Origin of the sequence: Corallococcus sp. Z5C101001 (assembly GCF_007352635.1) — a bacterium.
GTDB classification, from domain to species: domain Bacteria; phylum Myxococcota; class Myxococcia; order Myxococcales; family Myxococcaceae; genus Corallococcus; species Corallococcus silvisoli.
Map to the genome: position 1 here is coordinate 309,896 of NZ_VKLU01000012.1, position 17,974 is coordinate 327,869.

A 17,974-nucleotide genomic window follows, 5' to 3' on the forward strand; every position below is an offset into this window, starting at 1 on the left:
TGTCCGCCCGGCGTCGTTGCTCCTGCCTGGAGAGCCGATGGTGTACGCAGTGCGCTTGTCTACGATGGCTCGCACTCGCAACCAATACACGGGGGGTGGACTGTGCTGTTCCGTGCGTGGCGTTTCGCAGTCATGGCTGTATGGGCATTCACGGCGACGGCCGGGGCACAGTCCCTGGACCCGGCGGTCGCGGGTCAATGGACGCCCGTCCAGAACTGGCCCTATTCCGCGGTGCACACCCACCTGCTGCCAACTGGCAAGGTGATGTTCTTCTCCGAGTTCGCGGACGGTGACAACCCGACGCTGTGGGACCCGCAGACCAACGTCATCACGGCCCTCCCCAAGGCGGGCTACAACATCTTCTGCGCGGGGCATGCCTTCCTGCCGGACGGCCGCCTGCTCGTGGCGGGGGGGCACATCACGGACGACTCGGGGCTCCCCTACGCCACCATCTTCAACCCCTTCACCAACACCTGGACGCGGCTGCCGAACATGAACGCCGGCCGCTGGTACCCCACCGTCACCACGCTCCCCAACGGGGAGATGCTGGTCATCGGAGGCGCCAAGGAGGACACGAGCAAGAACCTGATTCCCCAGGTCTGGCAGCCGTCGAAGAACGCGTGGCGCAACCTGACCGGCGCGAGCCTCGAGCTCATGTACTACCCGTGGATGTTCGCCGCGCCCAACGGCAAACAGTTGATGGCGGGCTACTGGAAGCCCGCGCGCTTCCTGTCCACCGACGGCACGGGTTCGTGGACCACCGGGCCTCGCACCCAGTACGCGAACAGCCGCAACGCGGGGAGCGCGGCCATGTATGACGAGGGGAAGGTCATCATCACCGGCGGTGACAATCCCCCGACGAACAACGTGGAGGTCATCGACCTCAACGCGGCGAATCCCGTCTGGCGCACGGTGGCCCCCATGAAATACGTGCGCCGCCAGCACAACTCCACGCTCCTTCCCGACGGGACCGTGCTCGTCACCGGCGGCCACAGCGGCCCGGGGGTCGACAACCCCCGGTTCCCCCGCTTCGAAACCGAGCTGTGGAACCCCACCACCGAGATCTGGTCCGAGCTCGCTCCCAGCTCCGCCTATCGCGGGTATCACTCCACGACCCTGCTCCTGCCGGATGGGCGGGTGCTCTCCGCGGGCAGCCGCGGCATCCGCACCATGCAGGTGTTCTCTCCGCCGTATCTCTTCAAGGGCACCCGGCCCACCATCACCGCCGCGCCCGCGTCCGTGGCCTACGGCGAGAAGTTCCAGGTCACGACGCCCAACGCCGCGGCCATCTCCAAGGTGTCCTGGATCCGGCTGGGCTCCGTCACCCACGCGTTCGATGAGAACCAGCGCTTCCAGTGGCTGAAGTTCACGGCCGGCAACGGCGTGCTCACCGTCACCGCGCCCACCAGCGCGAACGGGGCCCCGCCGGGCCACTACATGCTGTTCCTGCTCAACGCCAATCGCGTCCCCTCGGTGTCGAAGATCATCCGCATTGGCGGAGGCACCTCGACGTCGGACCCCACGGACCCGCCGCCCAACTCCGGGTTCACCGCGGTGGCCTTCGGCGCGGAGTGGAAGTACGACGACCGCAACGTGGACCCGGGGCCCGGATGGACCTCGCCCACCTTCGATGATTCCTCCTGGAAGAAGGGGCCGGGGCAGCTCGGCTACGGCGACGGTGACGAGGCGACGGTGCTGACCGCGACGACGCCGCGCCAGCCCAGCGTGTATTTCCGCCACAAGTTCATGCTGCACGGCATGGTGGACGCGGCCACGCTCAAGGTGCTGTATGACGATGGCGTCGTGGTCTGGCTCAACGGCACCCAGGTGTTCTCCAAGCTGGTGGACAACATCGCGCACAGCGCCTACGCCCAGGGCTCCAGCGTCGACAACGCGATCAGCGAAGGCCCCATCCCCGGCGCTCGCTTCGTGATGGGGGAGAACACGCTGGCCGTCATGGTGAAACAGGCGAACGCGACATCCAGCGACGTCTCCTTCGACCTGGAGCTCAAGGTCGTCACCGAGGAGGATGCCCACTCCTCGCTCCTCCTGGAGAGCCCCAACGGCGGAGAGACGCTGCGCCCTGGAAACGTCCAGACGCTGCAATGGATGACCCACGGCGCGGGCATCAACACCGTGCAGCTCCAGTTCTCGCCCAACAACGGGAAGGACTGGACGACCGTCAAGACGGGCATCCCCAACACCGGCTTCTATGACTGGACGGTGCCGCATACGGAGACGTCCGCGGGCCTGCTGCGGATCGCGGACTCGGCGCGGTCGGACGTCTCCGACCAGACCGACGGGGTCTTCACCATCTCCGCGAGCCCGAAGTTCCAGGCCATCGCCTTCGGTGAGTACTGGAAGTTCGATGACCGCAACGTGGACCCAGGCAGCGCCTGGACGTCGCTGGCCTTCAACGACAGCGCGTGGCGTTCGGGCCCTGGCAAGCTTGGCTACGGGGTGGGGGACGAGCACACGATGCTCAACAAGACGAACCCCAGTCAGCCGACCCTGTACTTCCGCAAGAAGCTCACCCTGGTGGACGCCATCCGCTCCGCCAGCATCCGCGTGACGCATGACGATGGCGTGGCGATCTGGGTGAACGGAAAGCCCGTGTACTCCCGGTACATGGACAACGGCTTCGCCCACGGGGTCTTCGCGAGTGGCATCTTGAAGGACCCCATCACCAGCACGGCCACCTTCGACGGCGCTCCCTTCGTGGTGGGCGAGAACATCATCGCGGTGATGGTGAAGCAGGCGAACGGGGAGTCACACGACGCGGCGTTCGACCTGGAGCTGAACCTGGAGGCGAAGTAGCAACGCCGGATGCGCCCGGGACGTGACTCCCCGGGCGCATCCGCTGGACTCCCCCCCTGACGCGACCGCGCGGCTCAGCGCTTGGGACGGAAGGGGACGCGGGTCGAGGTCGTGGTGGTCACGTCGAGGCGACCGTACAGGCCGTGGCTCTCCATCCCCGGGCCCGCCGTGAAGAACAGCGTGTCGATGGGCTGGTTCTGGAGGCCATTGCCGAAGCTGAGCGCCCAGAGACCATCAATCGCGATCGGCTTCCCGCTGCTGTCCTGGAGCTGGGCGTCGAAGGTCCCCGTCGCGGCGTCGAAGGCGTTGATGGTCCCGTCGCCGAAGTTGCCCACCAGCAGGCGCCCGGCGAACCGCCCGAAGCTGGCCGGCGCCACGGCCATGCCCCACGGCGCGTTCAGGTTGCCCGCGGAGACCAGGCGGCGGATCAGGTTGCCGTTCGGGTCGAAGACGTTGACGTAGCCCAGGCCCGCGCCCGACACGTTGTCACGCATCTGCTCGTCCTGCTGCGCGTAGCTCACGTAGAGGTCGCCGTTGATGTTCTGGATGCCGAACGGCGCGAAGCCAGCGGGCAGGTTCGGGTCGGTGAAGTTTCCGCCGAGCGTGGCCGGCGCGAACGTGTTGTCGAACACATCCACCTGCCCGTTGTGGAAGTCGGTCGCGTAGAGATAGGACGCCGTGCCGTTGTTCGCCACGGCGACGCCCTTGTAGACCGAGTTCTTCCCGGAGTTGTCCACCGTGAGGATGGCGTTGGCCGGAGCGGCCAGCGGCGACCAAGCCGCCACGATGCCCTGCTCCGTCACGAAGATGAAGCGGGCAGCCCCACTGGCGGTCCCCTGGGAGACCACGAAACCATCGGAGCCGTTGTAGACGACGCCGGTGGGGCTCGAGGGCGCCGTGGCGCCCGTGGGCACCGGGATGGTGACCACGAGCGGCTGCGCGTTCCCATCGCCGTCATAGAGCGTCGCCACGCCCGTCCCGTTGTCGGCCACCCACGCCACGCCGAACGGATTGAAGGCGAGCCCCCAGCTGTTGATCAGATTGGGATCGGTGTGGTCCGCGGCGGCGGCACCGTCGGAGACGAGGTTCTTCTGGGTATAGGCGTTGGGAAGGTCAGTGGGTGCCTGGGCGTACGCCGCTCCAGGAAGTCCCACGACGGCAAGCGACAGCCCCAGCACATACCCGCCATACCGCAGCCCCAGTTCGCGAATCGACGTTGTCCTCATGGTTCCCCCCTCGAGATGTCGTGCTGCTGCGAACTTCTCTTCTGGTTGAAAGCTGAGAAGGGTGGGCCCACGCCGCAATCGGCCCTGTTGCGCCGAGAAATGATTGCCAGTGCGTATTGCCCACCACTCAACGCGCTGAAGGGGGGTCGAAGCCCGCTCCGAAACACATTCCGGCGCGCGCCGTATCAGGGGGCCTTCATGTCCAGGTGGGGTGTCGCCTGGAATTCTCCGCGGCGATACCTGACGCAATGCCTGTCGGATGGCGGACCCGTTTCAGGTCAGCCCGGCTCGCCCTCGATGCATGGTTGGTTATTCGTGCATTCCATGGATGCCGGCGGTCCCTGCGACAAAAGGTATTTCGCCGGGCCGCCGGCTCGCGAGTCGAGCGGAATGGAGCGGAACATGAAGGTGAATCGAGTGGCCACGGTGTGGCGTTTACTAAGTGCGGCGCTGGCGTGCGCGGTCCTGAGCGCGTGCGGAACCGGTCCCGAAGAGAAGGAGTCCTCCACCGACAAAGCGGTGGCGGATTCGGAAGAGTCCCTGTCGCAGCGGGCGGTGGCGGATCCGTACGCGGACGCGGTGATCGCCAGCGGCGTCATTGGCGTCCTCAATCCGAATAACGCCGTTGGCCCGCCGGATGGACAGACGGCCAACTTCCTGGCCGTGCTGGGCGGCGCGCTGACGCTGGACATGGGCGCGGGAGAAGAGGGCACCGGGCCGCTGCGCATCTACTACCGGGGGCTTTCGCTGGCGGTGGTCGCGCAGGTGGACTTCCTGCGCGCGGACATGAGCGTCATCAGCACGGGGCAGGCGAACCTCGTCGAGCTGGGCCTCGGCACCTATACGGCGCTCGTCCCCTATACCAGCACCACCCCGTACCGCTACGTGAGGCTGCGGGGCGGTATCGCCGCCCTCTACAACGTGGACGCCGTGGAGGCGACCGGGCCGCTCTGTGGTGACGGGAAGGTGAGCCCCGGCGAGCAATGTGACGACGGTAACCGCACGTCGGGCGATGGCTGTAGCAGCACCTGCTCGGTGGAGTCTGGCTATACCTGCACGGGGCAGCCCAGCGTCTGCACGGACATCAACGAGTGCACCAACGGCACCGCGCAGTGCTCCACGAACGCGACGTGCACGAACACCCCGGGCAGCTACTCCTGCACGTGCAAGGCCGGCTACACGGGCAACGGAAAGACCTGCACGGACATCAACGAGTGCACCAACGGCACCGCGCAGTGCTCGGTGAACGCGACCTGCACGAACACCGCGGGCAGCTACACCTGCGCGTGCAAGGCGGGGTACACGGGCAACGGCAAGACCTGCAATGACATCAATGAGTGCACCAACGGCACCGCGCAGTGCTCCACGAACGCGACCTGCACGAACACCGCGGGCAGCTACACCTGCGCGTGCAAGGCGGGCTACACGGGCAACGGGAAGACCTGCACGGACGTCAACGAGTGCACCAACGGCACCGCGCAGTGCTCCGTGAACGCGACCTGCTCGAACACCCAGGGCAGCTACACCTGCACGTGCAAGGCGGGCTACACGGGCAACGGGAAGACCTGCAACGACATCAACGAGTGCACCAACGGCACCGCGCAGTGCTCCGTGAACGCGACCTGCACGAACACCGCGGGCAGCTACACCTGCGCGTGCAAGGTGGGCTACACGGGCAACGGGAAGACCTGCACGGACATCAACGAGTGCACCAACGGGACCCACACCTGTCTGCCGAGCCAGCGGTGTGTGAACCAGCCGGGCGGCTTCGACTGCATCCCCGGCAGCTGCCCGCCTCCTCAGGTGAAGTGCGGCTCGCTGTGCGTGAACGCGTTCACGGACACGCGCAACTGCGGCTGCTGCGGCAACACCTGCGCCGCGGGGAAGAGCTGCTCGTCAGGGGTCTGCGGTGCCGGCTTCACCGTGGAGATCAACGCGACGTGGTCTCGTGACAGTGACGAGGACCTGGTGGTGCGGGCGCCCACGGGCGAGATCATCGTCTACGACAACCGCGGCATCGACCCGAACGCCCTGGAGCATCGCGGCGCGCTGCCCGAGGGGGGGGCGCCTCCGAGCGGCACCTATGACGTCTGCATCAAGACCGCGAGCGTCCCGCTGATGCCCAACAGCTTGAGCCCGGCCCCGTACACCGCGACGCTGAAGCGGCCGGGCCAGGGGGACCGTCTGATGACCGGTGTGGTCGTCGACGCCGAGGCGGGAATCGACTGCCGTCCGGGTGATCCTTCCTACATCGGGTCCATCACCCCGGCCGGAAACTAGACGGGCGCTCTCGCTTCGAGAGCGCCATGCCGTGGCTGGGGCCGGACCTCCGGCTCCAGCCGCGGTGAACAGCGTCGTCCTCCAGGTCCGCGCTCAATGCTCCGGGGGGAATGGCGGTAGATCGACGATGAACTTCGCACCCAGGCCGGGCGCGCTCTCCACGAAGATGCGGCCGCCGTGCGCGTCGATGATCTGTCGCGTGATGAAGAGCCCCAGCCCCAGGCCTCCATAGTTGCGCGAGGCCGCGCGCTCGAAGCGCTCGAAGATGCGGCCCTGGGCCTCCGGTGGGATGCCCATGCCGTGGTCCTCGATGCTCAGCCGCGCCCTCCCCGCGTGGAGCATCACCTCCATCCGGATGGGGCGCCCCGCGCCATACTTCATCGCGTTCGTCAGCAGGTTGAGCATGACCTGCTCCAGGCGCAGCCGGTCCCACCGCCCCCACACCGGCGTCGGGGCCACCAGCTCGAAGGCGCAGCCGGTCTTCTCGAACTGCTCGGTCAGGTGGCTGACCACGTCGCGCGTCACCGCCACCAGGTCCATCTCCTCCAGCCGCAGATCCAGCCGCCGCTCGTTGATCCGCGACACGTCGAGCAGGTGATCCACCAGATGCGACAGGCGCATCAGCTGGTCCTCGAAGACCTCCAGCATCCTGGACACCCTCTCCACGGGCAGCGGTCCCGGGCGCGAGAGGGTGGACTCCATCTGCTGCACGCGCAGCTTCATGGAGGTCAGCGGGGTCTTCAGCTCATGGGAGGCGATGGACAGGAACTCATCCCGCGCGCGGATGGACTCCTGCGCTGACGTGTAGAGCTGGGCGTTGTCGATGGCGAAGGCCGCTCGACGGCCGAGCTCCTCCGCCAGCGCCAGCTCCGCTGGCGAGTACGCGTGCCCCGGCCGGGTGGAGATGAGGTACAGCGCGCCCAGGGTCCGGCCTCGGGCCTGGAGGGGGACACCGAGCGACGGCCGGCCCTGGAGCGTCTGGATCGCCGCCCACCGCTCCTGCGTCAGGGCGGTTGGATCCAGCAGACCCTTCGACGCTCCCAAGGCCTCGGACCTCCCCGTGGACAGGACCCACGCCGGGCCGTGCGGGGAGCCCGAGGCAGGCGGGTGGCGCTGGAGGAACTCCCGGACGTCCCTGGCGCGAGCCGGCACGCTGTCCGCCACCGCCACGGGTTGCAGGGACGCCCCTTCGGTCCGCACGAAGACGACACACAGGTTCGCGAGGTTGGGCACCGCCTGCTCGGCGACGCGCTGAAGCGTGGTCTCGTAGTCCAGCGAGGTCACCAGCTCCCGGCTCGCCTCGGCCAGGAAGCGCTGTGACGCCTCCATCCGCTTCTGCTCGGTGATGTCGGTGGCGATTCCACAGAGCGCATAGGCCTTCCCGCTGGAGTCGAGGAGCGGGAACTTCTGCGTGAGGTGGATGTGGGGCCCATCATCCTGGGGGATCTGCTCCTCCCTCTCCACGGAGGACACGGTCCGGAAGGCGTCCTCGTTGGTCTGGTGCAGGGCTTCGGCTGTCTCTCGGGGGAAGACGTCGAACACGGTGCGCCCGGCGACCTCCTGACGGCTTCGGTGGAACAGCCGCTCCCACTGGCGGTTCACGAAGATGTAGCGCTCCTGCGTATCCAGCAGGAAGAACACCGTGGGCGCGTTGTCCAGGATGGCCCGCAGCCGCATGTCGCTCTCGCGCAGCGCCTCCTCCGCGCGCTTCCGCTCGGTCACGTCGATGAGCACCGCGAGAGAACGGGCCACGCCGCCGGCGGGGTCCCGCTCCGCGATGGCGGACAAGAGGACGTCGATGGGTTGCCCGTCCTTTCGCACGATCTGGTACGGCACGTCCCGGCAGAAGCCCGTCCGGAAGTAGTCGGGGAGGATGACCTCGCTGGCGTAGCGCCGGGACTCCGGCGTCAGGAACTCCACCGAGTCCCGCCCGATGACCTCCGCGCGCTCATAGCCCAAGGTGTCCAGCCAGTAGTCGCTGACGCTGATGATCCGCCCCTCGCGGTCGATGGAGTGCATCATCACGGGGGTGTTGTTGTAGAGGGAGCGGTACTTCTCCTCGCCGGCGCGCATCGCATCCTCCGCGCCCTTGAGGTCGGTGATGTCGTTGAAGACGGCGACCCCCCCGTGAAGCACGCCCTCCTCGTCGAGGACCGGGCTGGAGCTCACGAGCAGCCAGGCCCCCGCCGGCCTCGCGGCGTTGCGCACGAAGACCTCCGTGCGGCTCACGGACTCGCCCCGGATGGCACGGGCGATGGGCAGGCGCTCGGAGGGATAGCGCGTGACCTGATCCGGCAGATAGAGGCCGTAGCGCTCCGACCACTGGCTGACGGGCACGTCCGGGGGGCCCATGCCCAGGATGTGTTCCGCCGCCGGGTTCATGAACACGAACCGCTGGTGCTCGTCCGCCACGATCACCCCTTCGCCCATGCTGGCGAAGACGGATTCAAGGACGCGGCTGTGCCTCGAAGGAGTCCCATCTGGGGTCGGAGGTGATGGGCTGTCGTGCAGGCGAGCCATGGGTCGGGGCAGGGGAGGAGCGTCCCCACTTCGAGGAGAGCCCCCTCTTCCCTCAATGATGGTGGCTCCCTCCTTGCCGCCAAGCCGTCCGCCAGGCGTCATCGCCCCGGCTGTCGCTTGGCCGCGCGCTGCTGGGCCCGATGCAGGGGAGGGGGCCGCACCTGCGCGCGGCCTCCTCGAAGCCCTCGGCGGCGGTCAGGCCCGCTCGTCTCCGGCGCATCGCCGCTCTACACTGCCGGCCTCCTGGAGGCTGGATGCACTCGAAGAGACTTCACCGGTCGCGCGCGACCGCGGTGTTCTCGCTGGCCGCGGGGGTCGTGCTGGCCTGCGCGGCGGGCTGCTCGGGCGATGACGGGGCGGACGTGGACGTGCCCAACCCGTTGACCAACCCCAAGGACGGTCCGCCCGCTGGAAATCCGAACGCGGAGGCCACGTGCGGCGTGCCCGCCGAGGCAGGCCTCGCTGATGTCTCCAGGCCCACCACCGTCGTCGGGACGGGGACGCCCGCGAGCTGTACCTCCGACGCCTTCGTCGAAGCCGTGGGCCGGGGAGGCGTCATCACCTTCGACTGTGGACCCGAGCCCGTCACCCTCACGCTGGACAGGACCGCGAAGGTCTTCAACGACAAGGGGCCGGACATCGTCATCGACGGCAAGGGGCTGGTGACGCTCAGCGGCGCGGGCAAGCACCGCATCCTGTACATGAACACCTGCGACTCGAATCAGGTGTGGACGACCTCCCACTGCCAGAACCAGGACCACCCACGGCTGACGCTCCAGAACCTCACGTTCGTGGACGCCAGCTCCAAGAGCGAGAAGGAGTTCGACGGAGGCGGGGCGGTCTGGGTGCGGGGAGGGCGGGTGAAGGTCATCAACTCCCGCTTCTTCAACAACGCCTGCGCCGACGCCGGGCCCGACGTCGGAGGCGGCGCGCTCCGGGTGTTCAGCCAGTACGACGGGCTGCCTGTCTACGTGGTGAACACGACCTTCGGAGGCAAGCAGGGCTACGGCGGGGTCTGCTCCAACGGCGGCGGCATCAGCAGCATCGGGGTGTCGTGGACGGTCATCAACAGCCTGTTCTCCTACAACCGGGCCATCGGCAACGGCGCGAATCCCGCCAGCCCGGGCACTCCGGGCGGGGGCAGCGGCGGGGCCATCTACAACGACGGCAACACGATGACGCTGTCCCTCTGCGGCACGCGGATCGAGCACAACGAAGTCAACGCCCACGGCAGCGCCATCTTCTTCGTCAGCAACGACCACTCGGGCGACATCCGCATCGACCGCTCGGTCATCCAGCACAACGTGGGGGGCTCCTGGTACGCGACCTATCCCCAGATATCGAACCACCCGGATACGCCCATCAAGGTCACCAACTCCACGATCGAGTGACGGGCACGCCCCCCGCGCCGGGGGCGCCTCGCCGCGTCAGAGGTTGCTCTCGTCGGTGTCGGGGTCGAGGCGGACCAGGTAGGGCGGGACGGTCCACTTCATGGCCTGCTCGACGTCCCCCTGCCGGCTCTTGCCGAAGAGCATGACGCGGGAGAGCGCCATGCCGCTGATGAGGCCCTTGTTCTTGAGGATGGCCTTGCGGAACTCGACGATGGTGTCCTTGAGGTGGGTGGTGTTGGGGCGCGACGCGATCAGCGCGTTCAGCATGCCCGCGGCGAGCATTCCCTTCTCGACCAGCGCGGAGAGCGCCTCCATGTACCCGTCGTATTCCTCCTTCGTGAGCAGGGGCCGGCGGCGGATCTTCTTGAGGAAGCGGAGCTTCGGGATCATCGGATCGGACTGATCGCGCAGCAGGCTGCCCATGAGCGGCACCTCGCCGTTCGGGTCGTTGTGGAAATAGGTCTGCGTGAGGTCCATGTCTCCCAGGGAGATGTCGACATCCATGTGGATGCCTCCCACGAAGTTGAGGTACAGCAGCCGCGCGAGGTCGGAGAAGTACTTGACCTCATCCCAGTTGCGCTGCACCGCGGCGCCCCCGACGAGCGTCGCGAGCTCCGAGAGCCAGTTGCTGGAGTCGTCGAGCTTTTCGATGGGCACCACCCGGAAGCCCGCCAGCTCCAACCTGCGCCGTTGGTTGGTGCGCGTCGGCCGCTTGTCCACGGGCTTCGGAGGGCGCTTCGAGAAGATGAAGATGCCCTCGGTCTTCTTGATCTCCCCGTCGAGGTGTCCATCCAGCACCCGCTCGACTTCGGCGGAGTACCACAGGTAGCAGGTCCAACCCGCCTGCTTGGCCCGCGCGCCGTCGGAGACCAGGTCGTCGACGACCGCCGGGCTCATCGGTCCGCCCGTCCAGAAGCGATGGATGTTCTTCGGGATCGCGTGCTGCGTGCCCATGGGCGACTTGAGGAGCCGCGAGATGATCAGCGCCTCGTCCGACTGGCTCGGATTCCAATACGTCCGGTCCTCCATGCCGCTCAGGATTCCCCGACGTGGCGTCGACGACACCTCCGTCAGCGAAACCGAGGTGCTGGTGGAGCGGAGCGACCTCTTGACGTCGAAGAGGGGGATGATCGTCTCGCCGACCGGCGGCCCCGAGGCGCCGTGAATCAGGCAGATCCCCAACGTGCAGAGCTCGCACGTGTCGCGCACCCACTCGCGGAGCAGCGCCTGACTTCGATGCCCGGGGTCGTGACAGATTCCCAGATCACAGAACGTACACATGGTCCGCGCCCTCGTGCGGTGGTCGAGCGGTGGACTCTCGCACTTCCCGCTCGGGATGGAAGCCCCCACGCGGAGCGGCGGAGGTCCCTCCGACGGGGTAGGGTCCTGGGTTCCTCATTCCCCCAGGTTTCCATGACCTTCCGGCAATGCTTCCTCGCGCTCGCCGCGACCACGTTCCTGACGAGTCCAGCCCAGGCCAACACCGTGTATGGCGCCTGGCAGGGGTCGGGTGGGCAGAGCGCGTCCAGTCCGGGCAACCGGGCGTTCCTACTGGATGTGTCGGCCGCATCCCCGCCCATGACCTTCACGCTGACGTCCTCCGTGGACGCATGGCTGTACCTGCTGGACGCGAACGGCACGGTGCTGGCCCAGGACGACAATGGAGCGGGCGGCACGGACTCGCGGCTGGCCGTCTCGCTGCCGTCGGGGAGCTACAAGCTGGTCGCGGCGACCGCGCTTTCGGGGCAGAGCGCGGAGTTCACCCTGAGCGCGGACGCGGCGGTGTTGCGCCATCCCAAGGCGCTGGAGGTCCAACCCACGAGCCGGTTCTCGTGGATCTACGATGATCACGGCACCGGGGCGAAGAGCGACATCTCCGTCTGGCGTCCGGACCTCTCCCAGTCGCCGGGGTTCTTCTCGTTGGGGGATGTCGCGATGCCCAAGCGGGGGCAGGCTCCCGCGACCACGTTCGTGGTGCGGGGCGAGGGCGACCTGCTGGCGCGGCCGTCCAACTACAACCGGACCTGGACCGACGCCGGCTCGGGAGGAACGCACGACGTCTCCTTCTGGGAGCCGGTCGCGCCCGCGGGCTACACCTGCCTGGGCCACGTCGCGGTGCTGGGCTACTCCAAGCCCTCCACGGACCTCATCCGCTGCGTGAGGAGCGAGTACGTGCTCGCCGCCAACCCGGCCTGGGTCTGGGACGACAGCGGCTCTGGCGCGAAGGAAGACATCGGGGTGTGGCAGGCGGTGGCGCGCGACCATCGGGGCCTGCCCGCCTCCACCTTCATCTCCCGTCCCAGCCACGGCGACACGGGGGGAAGCCGCTACTGGGTGCTCAACAAGAGCGCCACGTCCAACGCGGAGCTGCGGGGGCTGCCGGTGGATGCGTGGACGGTGGCGGCCTTCGCGCCGCGCGTGTGGCTGCACCCGGACGAGGCCTACTTCCCGTCCTCCACGGAGTTCCATCTGGCCAACGTCCACGAGGAGAACGGCCACCTGGTGACGAACCAGGCGCTGGGCTGTGATTCCTGCACGGATCCGCAGTTCCTTGACGGTCAGCGTCCCAACCAGACGCCGGTCCCGGTCTACGCGCAGATCATCCCGCGCACCCAGGGAGGCCAGCCGACGAACGTGACGGACGTGCTGTATTGGACCTTCTACCCCTACAACAATGGCAAGCGGGTGTGCATTGGCTGGTATTCCCCCTGGGGGTGCGTGGGGGGCTATTCCACCTTTGGCAACCACGTGGGGGACTGGGAACACCTCACGGTGCGCTTCGTCGACGGGCGCCCCGCGCAGGTCTACCTGAGCCAGCACGCCAATGGTCAGACCTTCGCGTTCGGGGACAAGCCGGTCTTCCTCACCGGTTGGCATCCGGAGGTCTTCTCCGCCCAGGGTTCCCACGGGCTCTACCCAGACGCGGCCCGCCACATCTACGAAACCCTCTTCAACGGGGACTTCCTGGCGGACGACACCGGGGCCGGGCTCGCGTGGGACACCTGGAACCGCATCGTGGCCATCCCCTGGCAGCCGGCGGGCAGCTACACGGGCTCGCTGTCCTGGATGAACCTCACGGCGTACTGGGGCAACCCGGAGGGCGGCTGTGACAACCCCACGGGCTACTGCGTGAACAGCGGTGGTCCCTCGGCGCTGAGGAACCGGGCGGTATCTCAGCCGGAGTACATGACCCTGGAATAGCGCACAGGCTCCCGAGGCGGATGCGGCGCCGCTCAAGGACTCCCAGAATCTTGATCTGAGCGGTGCAAGCAGTCCCCCTTCCTTGTCAGACAGGGCGGCTACGACCCTGGTCCTGGATGCTTGACAAATTTCTGCCATTCTATTCCACTTCAATCAAGAACAAACCCGTGTAAGGGCATGGGGCGGCCCAGACTGTGAATGGCAAGCATCGCGCGTCAGCGCGCGGCTTCCGCCACGGGCATGCCCTTGCGACGACCCTGCAGTCATCCAGGAGGCTTCTCTTGACCACCACCGTCGGAGTGAAAGGCAGCGCGCCAGAGCTGTCGTCAAAACCCTCGGCAATCAATGAGCAAAGAGTGCGCGGCTTCTGGTCGGAGCTGGAGGTGCGCTACGGGAAGCTCCAGGCCACGGGCAGACCGCTGCGCCCGCTGGCCATCCGTTTGCCCAACGGGAGCGAACGGGTCTTCGGTGGTAGCGCCCCTCCTGTGTGCGTCGTGGATTTGAAGTCCGAGGCGGCCTTCGAGGCGTTCGCCTCCATGGACGAACTCACCATTGGCGAAGCGTACATGGCGGGTGACATCAGCGCGACCGGCGACATCCTCGAGCTCTTCAAGCTCCGGGACATCATGACCGACCGGCGCCCGCTCCAGTACGTCTGGACCAACCACGTCCGGCCCAGGCTCTTCGGTCAGGTCAAGGGTGACGTCGAGTTCATCGGCAGCCACTACGACGAACCCCCTGAGTTCTTCGAGCTGTGGTTGGACAAGGACATCCGCAGCTACTCCCATGGCTTCTTCGAGCGCGACGACGAGGCGCTCGAGGTCGGCATGAAGCGCAAGTTCCAGTATGCGATCGATGCCATCGGAGCCAAGCCTGGAGACCGCGTGCTGGACATTGGCGGAGGGTGGGGGTCTTTCGTCCAGTATGCCGGCGAGCAAGGCATCCACGTCCACTCCGTGACCATCTCGGATGAGTCAGAGGCCTACATCCGCAAGGTCATCGCCAACCGGGGCCTGTCGAACTGCCGGGTCGACAAGGTCCACCTCCTGGAGTTCTCGGCCAGGCCTTTCGACGGCATCGTCAACCTTGGCGTCACCGAGCACCTGCCGGACTACAAGCGCACCATCGCCAAGTATTGCGAGCTGCTGGCGCCGGGAGGACGCATCTACCTGGACGCTTACTCTGGCGACAAGTTCGGCATGAGCACCTTCGTGATGAAGTGGGTCTTCCAGAGCAACACCTCGCCCCTGTGCCTCCCCGACTACCTGAAGGAGGTCGAGCGCAGCAGCCTGGAGCTGCTCCAGGTCCAGAGCGACCGGCACAACTACTTCCTGAGCTGCAAGAAATGGGCGGAGAACCTGGACGCCCATCGTGAGGAGATCAGCGCCCGCTGGGGGGAGTTCCTCTGGCGGCGGTTCCACCTCTACCTGTGGTCCTCGGCGTTCGCCTTCCAGGACGGCATCCTCGGCGCGCATCGCCTCGTGATGGAGCAGTCGAAGGACTCGCATGGCCGCGCCATGCGCAATCCCAACGGGCAGCGGAGACGGCTTGTATGAAGGCCCCCCTGTCGGCGGCAGGTGAGCCGGACATCGAGGTCCTGAGCGAACAGCGCTCGGGATACCCTCGGGCCACGCCGCTCGGCTGGGACAACATCCTGTTCCATTTCGTTGGCGCCGCCGCGCTCCTCGGGCTGCTCGGCTGGGCGTCCTGGTGGTTGGCGCGGGCGGTGTTCGAGCTGGGCCTCGCGGCCGCCCTGCTCGGGCTCGGGCTGGGCACCTTGGTCGGCCTGTTCGTCGCCGATCTGCTCTCAGGGATCGCCCACTGGGCGTTCGACACCTGGTTCGACGAGCACCATCCGATCTTCCACCGGATGGTGCTCGTTGTCCGGGAGCACCACATCGCCCCTCAGGAGATGTTTCGCTATCCCTTCTACAACGACACGGGGCAGCTCTCCGTCATCGCGCTCCTGCTCACGGCGCCGGTCCTGCTCCCGGTCACCCTGTGGGCGCCCGCGTCGGTGCCCGCGGTCGCGGGGGTCTGGGCCTGCGTGCTCTTCGCGGTCTGCTTCGTGTTCATGCTGGAGTTCCACAAGAGCGGCCACCGTCGGCCCGTCCACGGTGTCACCCGCGTACTCCAGGGCTGTCACCTGCTGCTCAGTCCCCGACATCACTGGCAGCACCACTCCGGCGCCTACGACACGCACTATTGCCTCATCAACGGCTGGGCCGACCACGTCATGGACGCCATGGGAGGCTGGCGTACCCTCGAGCGCGTCATTCAGCGTTGGACAGGCGCGGTCCCCCGCTCGAACGACGACGTGTGGCTGGAGACCTGGTTGCCGCCCCGGCGCAGGGCCTTGTGGTCCGAGGCGAGGGGCGACAAGAGTGATGTGGGGCGCGTGACTTCGACGCGCAAGGAGAGTCCATGACGAGGGCATTGACGGTGCGGAGCTACGTTGACCAATGGTTGTCTGGGGAGGCCTCCCCGCCGCCGGTCGTCGAGTTGATTGGCATTCGTCTGATTGGCTACACCGAAGGGGAGGGCAAGGCCGCGCTCCCGGCGGGCAAGCGCCATCACAACGCCATGGGCACGGTCCACGGCGGAGTGCTCTGCGACCTCGCGGATGTCGCCATTGGCGGCGCGGTGGTCTCGACCCTGAATGAGGGCGAGAGCTTCACCACCCTGGGCCTCCAGATCGAGTACTACCACGGGGTGGTGGAGTCGCTGCTGACCGCCACGGCGAAGGTCGTCAAGCGGGGCTCATCGGTCGTCTTCTGTTCGTGCCGCATCGAGGACGCGGAGGGGAACCACGTCGCGCAGATGAACTCCACGTGCCTCATCCGGAAGCCGAGGAGCTAGCGTCATGGATGGATCGAGACTCGCTGGCGCGAGGACGCTGCTCGGGTTGGCCGTTGACGTCGCGCTGCGCGGTCTCTATCCGCTCCTGGCCCTGGGCGCCGTGTGGGGCGTCCTCCTCTGGGGCCCCTGGCCCTCCGCCGTGGGCTTCTTCGCGGTGTTCCACGTGCTGAGATACGCGGAGCAGCACTTCGGTGCCGCCCGGCCGCTGCCGCCCGAGCGACGGCTGCGGCGGACCCGCGTGCTGGCCCACCCGGAGGACATCCACGTCGTCGTCTACATGTTGCTGTACTGGGCCGGGCTCGCCAGCGCCTTCGCCATCTACCTGGGGCCGGAGAGCGGGGCCTGGACCCCGGCCGACCGCGTGGGGTTCTGTCTGGCGGCGGGCCTCTGGCTGGGATTGGCTGGCGCCGTGAATACCGGCATCAACTATCACAGCCATACCCACCGCGGCATCTTCAAGAGCCGCTGGCTCAACCGCTGGGTGGGGCGCGTGTGGACGATTCCGGGCGGCTTCCCGGCCTTCTTCTGGAGCTACAAACATCTGGTCGTGCACCACAAGCACCTGCATGAGCAGGCCGATTGGGTCCAGCCGAAGCGCGCGGAAGACGGCCGCTACGAGAACCTCTATCGGTACATCCTGCTCTACTGGCCCTGGCGCTGGGCGCGTCACTTCTACGTCGACTTCTCCAGGGCGAAGCCCGCGGTGCGACGCAGGGCGATTCGGGAGCTGGTGTTCTTCCTGGTCTGCTGGTCCCTCCCTTTCTTCGTTGACGTGACGCTGGGCCTGGGCATCTGGTTCTTCCACCAGTGGGTGAGCAACGTCGGGGTCATGGGGCCTGGCATGTATGCCCAGCACGCGGGGGGGACGAACGAGCGGCGGCTCAGCCACTCCAACACCTTCCTGTGCGCGTTCTTCAACAAGACCATGTTCAACGCCGGCTTCCACATCGAGCACACCGCGCGCCCCGGCGTGCACTGGAGCGAGCTGCCCGCGCTGCATGAGTCCATGAAGGACGAGCTGATCGCAGACGGGGCGCATGTCCTGCCCTACGGAATCTTCAAGGGCGCGGGGTTGCTGAGCTCCGTGTTCAACCCCGACGCTGGCTATGAGCAGTTCATGCGGGGCGAGCCGGACAGCGGTCGCCCGGAGGAGTCCCCCCGCGTGATGGGCAGCGCGGGGTAGCCGCGCGGGTGTCAGCGCCGCGCCGTGGCCGGGCGCGCCTGGGGAAGCGCCCTCACGAGCACCCAGGTGATGACGAACCCTCCCAGGGGCTGCTCGACCAGCAGGTGCCAGGAGAGGTCCAGGGCCATCCCCACCGGCGTCGCCTCCCGCACGGCGAAGATCATCACGGACATGGGCGCCACCGCGACCATGCCCATCACAAACCCGAATCGCAGCCCGGCGAGCCCGACGCGTTGGCCCGGAGCAGGGCGGGGCGCGACCCAGGCCATGGAGAGCCCCAGCAGCAGATACCCCAGGAAGAGCAGCGGCACGCTCACCTGGGAGAAGCCGTTCCCTGGAAAGAGGTTCTGGACGTAGAACTCGGAGAGCAGCAGGTGATGCCACCCGAAGGCGGCGATCCACATGGCCAGGGTGCCCGCGCCTCCCGCCAGCAGGGTGCTCCGGTAGTCAGCGGCAATCATCGTGGTCGGGTCCGTTCCACCAAAGGAAGACGTGGA

At 67.2% G+C, this 17,974-nt stretch carries 12 protein-coding genes; 8 read left to right on the plus strand and 4 right to left on the minus strand.

What is annotated here, in order from left to right; genetic code table 11:
• Nucleotides 1–132 precede the first annotated feature (132 nt).
• Nucleotides 133–2,817 (plus strand): galactose oxidase-like domain-containing protein, encoded by a 2,685-nt coding sequence (locus tag FOF48_RS26780; RefSeq protein WP_255442713.1) that lies wholly within the window; start codon nt 133–135, stop codon nt 2,815–2,817.
• Between the two features lie 74 nt (nt 2,818–2,891).
• Here FOF48_RS26780 and FOF48_RS26785 read toward each other — a convergent pair whose 3' ends face one another.
• Nucleotides 2,892–4,043: a TIGR03118 family protein gene (locus FOF48_RS26785; protein WP_143905977.1), complete on the minus strand. Its 1,152-nt coding sequence runs from the start codon at nt 4,041–4,043 to the stop codon at nt 2,892–2,894.
• A 402-nt stretch (nt 4,044–4,445) separates the two neighbouring features.
• On the opposite strand from FOF48_RS26785, the gene FOF48_RS26790 reads away from it, so the two are divergent.
• Complete coding sequence (locus tag FOF48_RS26790; RefSeq protein ID WP_143905979.1) at nt 4,446–6,323, plus strand: EGF domain-containing protein; 1,878 nt, start codon at nt 4,446–4,448, stop codon at nt 6,321–6,323.
• A gap of 93 nt (nt 6,324–6,416) precedes the next feature.
• Here the strand turns inward: FOF48_RS26790 and FOF48_RS26795 are convergent, their stop codons facing one another.
• Nucleotides 6,417–8,843, minus strand: a complete 2,427-nt coding sequence (locus FOF48_RS26795; RefSeq protein WP_186002083.1) for a PAS domain S-box protein — start codon at nt 8,841–8,843, stop codon at nt 6,417–6,419.
• Between the two features lie 254 nt (nt 8,844–9,097).
• Between FOF48_RS26795 and FOF48_RS26800 the strand changes: the two genes are divergently transcribed.
• A complete protein-coding gene (locus FOF48_RS26800; protein ID WP_143905983.1) occupies nt 9,098–10,234 on the plus strand; it encodes a hypothetical protein in 1,137 nt (378 codons plus the stop codon).
• A 36-nt stretch (nt 10,235–10,270) separates the two neighbouring features.
• Here FOF48_RS26800 and FOF48_RS26805 read toward each other — a convergent pair whose 3' ends face one another.
• Complete coding sequence (locus tag FOF48_RS26805; RefSeq protein ID WP_143905985.1) at nt 10,271–11,515, minus strand: hypothetical protein; 1,245 nt, start codon at nt 11,513–11,515, stop codon at nt 10,271–10,273.
• Nucleotides 11,516–11,647: 132 nt separating this feature from the next.
• On the opposite strand from FOF48_RS26805, the gene FOF48_RS26810 reads away from it, so the two are divergent.
• From FOF48_RS26810 to FOF48_RS26830, 5 genes are all read left to right on the plus strand, one after another.
• Nucleotides 11,648–13,435 (plus strand): Vps62-related protein, encoded by a 1,788-nt coding sequence (locus FOF48_RS26810; RefSeq protein ID WP_143905987.1) that lies wholly within the window; start codon nt 11,648–11,650, stop codon nt 13,433–13,435.
• A 356-nt stretch (nt 13,436–13,791) separates the two neighbouring features.
• Nucleotides 13,792–14,991 (plus strand): class I SAM-dependent methyltransferase, encoded by a 1,200-nt coding sequence (locus FOF48_RS26815; RefSeq protein ID WP_143905989.1) that lies wholly within the window; start codon nt 13,792–13,794, stop codon nt 14,989–14,991.
• Entirely contained in the window at nt 14,988–15,863 is an 876-nt protein-coding gene (locus FOF48_RS26820) for a fatty acid desaturase CarF family protein (protein WP_143905991.1), read from the plus strand. The genes FOF48_RS26815 and FOF48_RS26820 overlap by 4 nt, the downstream gene beginning before the upstream one ends.
• Nucleotides 15,860–16,294, plus strand: a complete 435-nt coding sequence (locus FOF48_RS26825; RefSeq protein WP_143905993.1) for a PaaI family thioesterase — start codon at nt 15,860–15,862, stop codon at nt 16,292–16,294. The genes FOF48_RS26820 and FOF48_RS26825 overlap by 4 nt, the downstream gene beginning before the upstream one ends.
• 4 nt (nt 16,295–16,298) lie before the next feature.
• Complete coding sequence (locus tag FOF48_RS26830; protein WP_143905995.1) at nt 16,299–17,477, plus strand: fatty acid desaturase; 1,179 nt, start codon at nt 16,299–16,301, stop codon at nt 17,475–17,477.
• A gap of 11 nt (nt 17,478–17,488) precedes the next feature.
• On the opposite strand, the gene FOF48_RS26835 is transcribed toward FOF48_RS26830, so the two are convergent.
• Nucleotides 17,489–17,938, minus strand: coding sequence for a hypothetical protein (locus FOF48_RS26835; protein WP_143905998.1), 450 nt, complete (start codon nt 17,936–17,938; stop codon nt 17,489–17,491).
• Between the last annotated feature and the right edge of the window lie 36 nt (nt 17,939–17,974).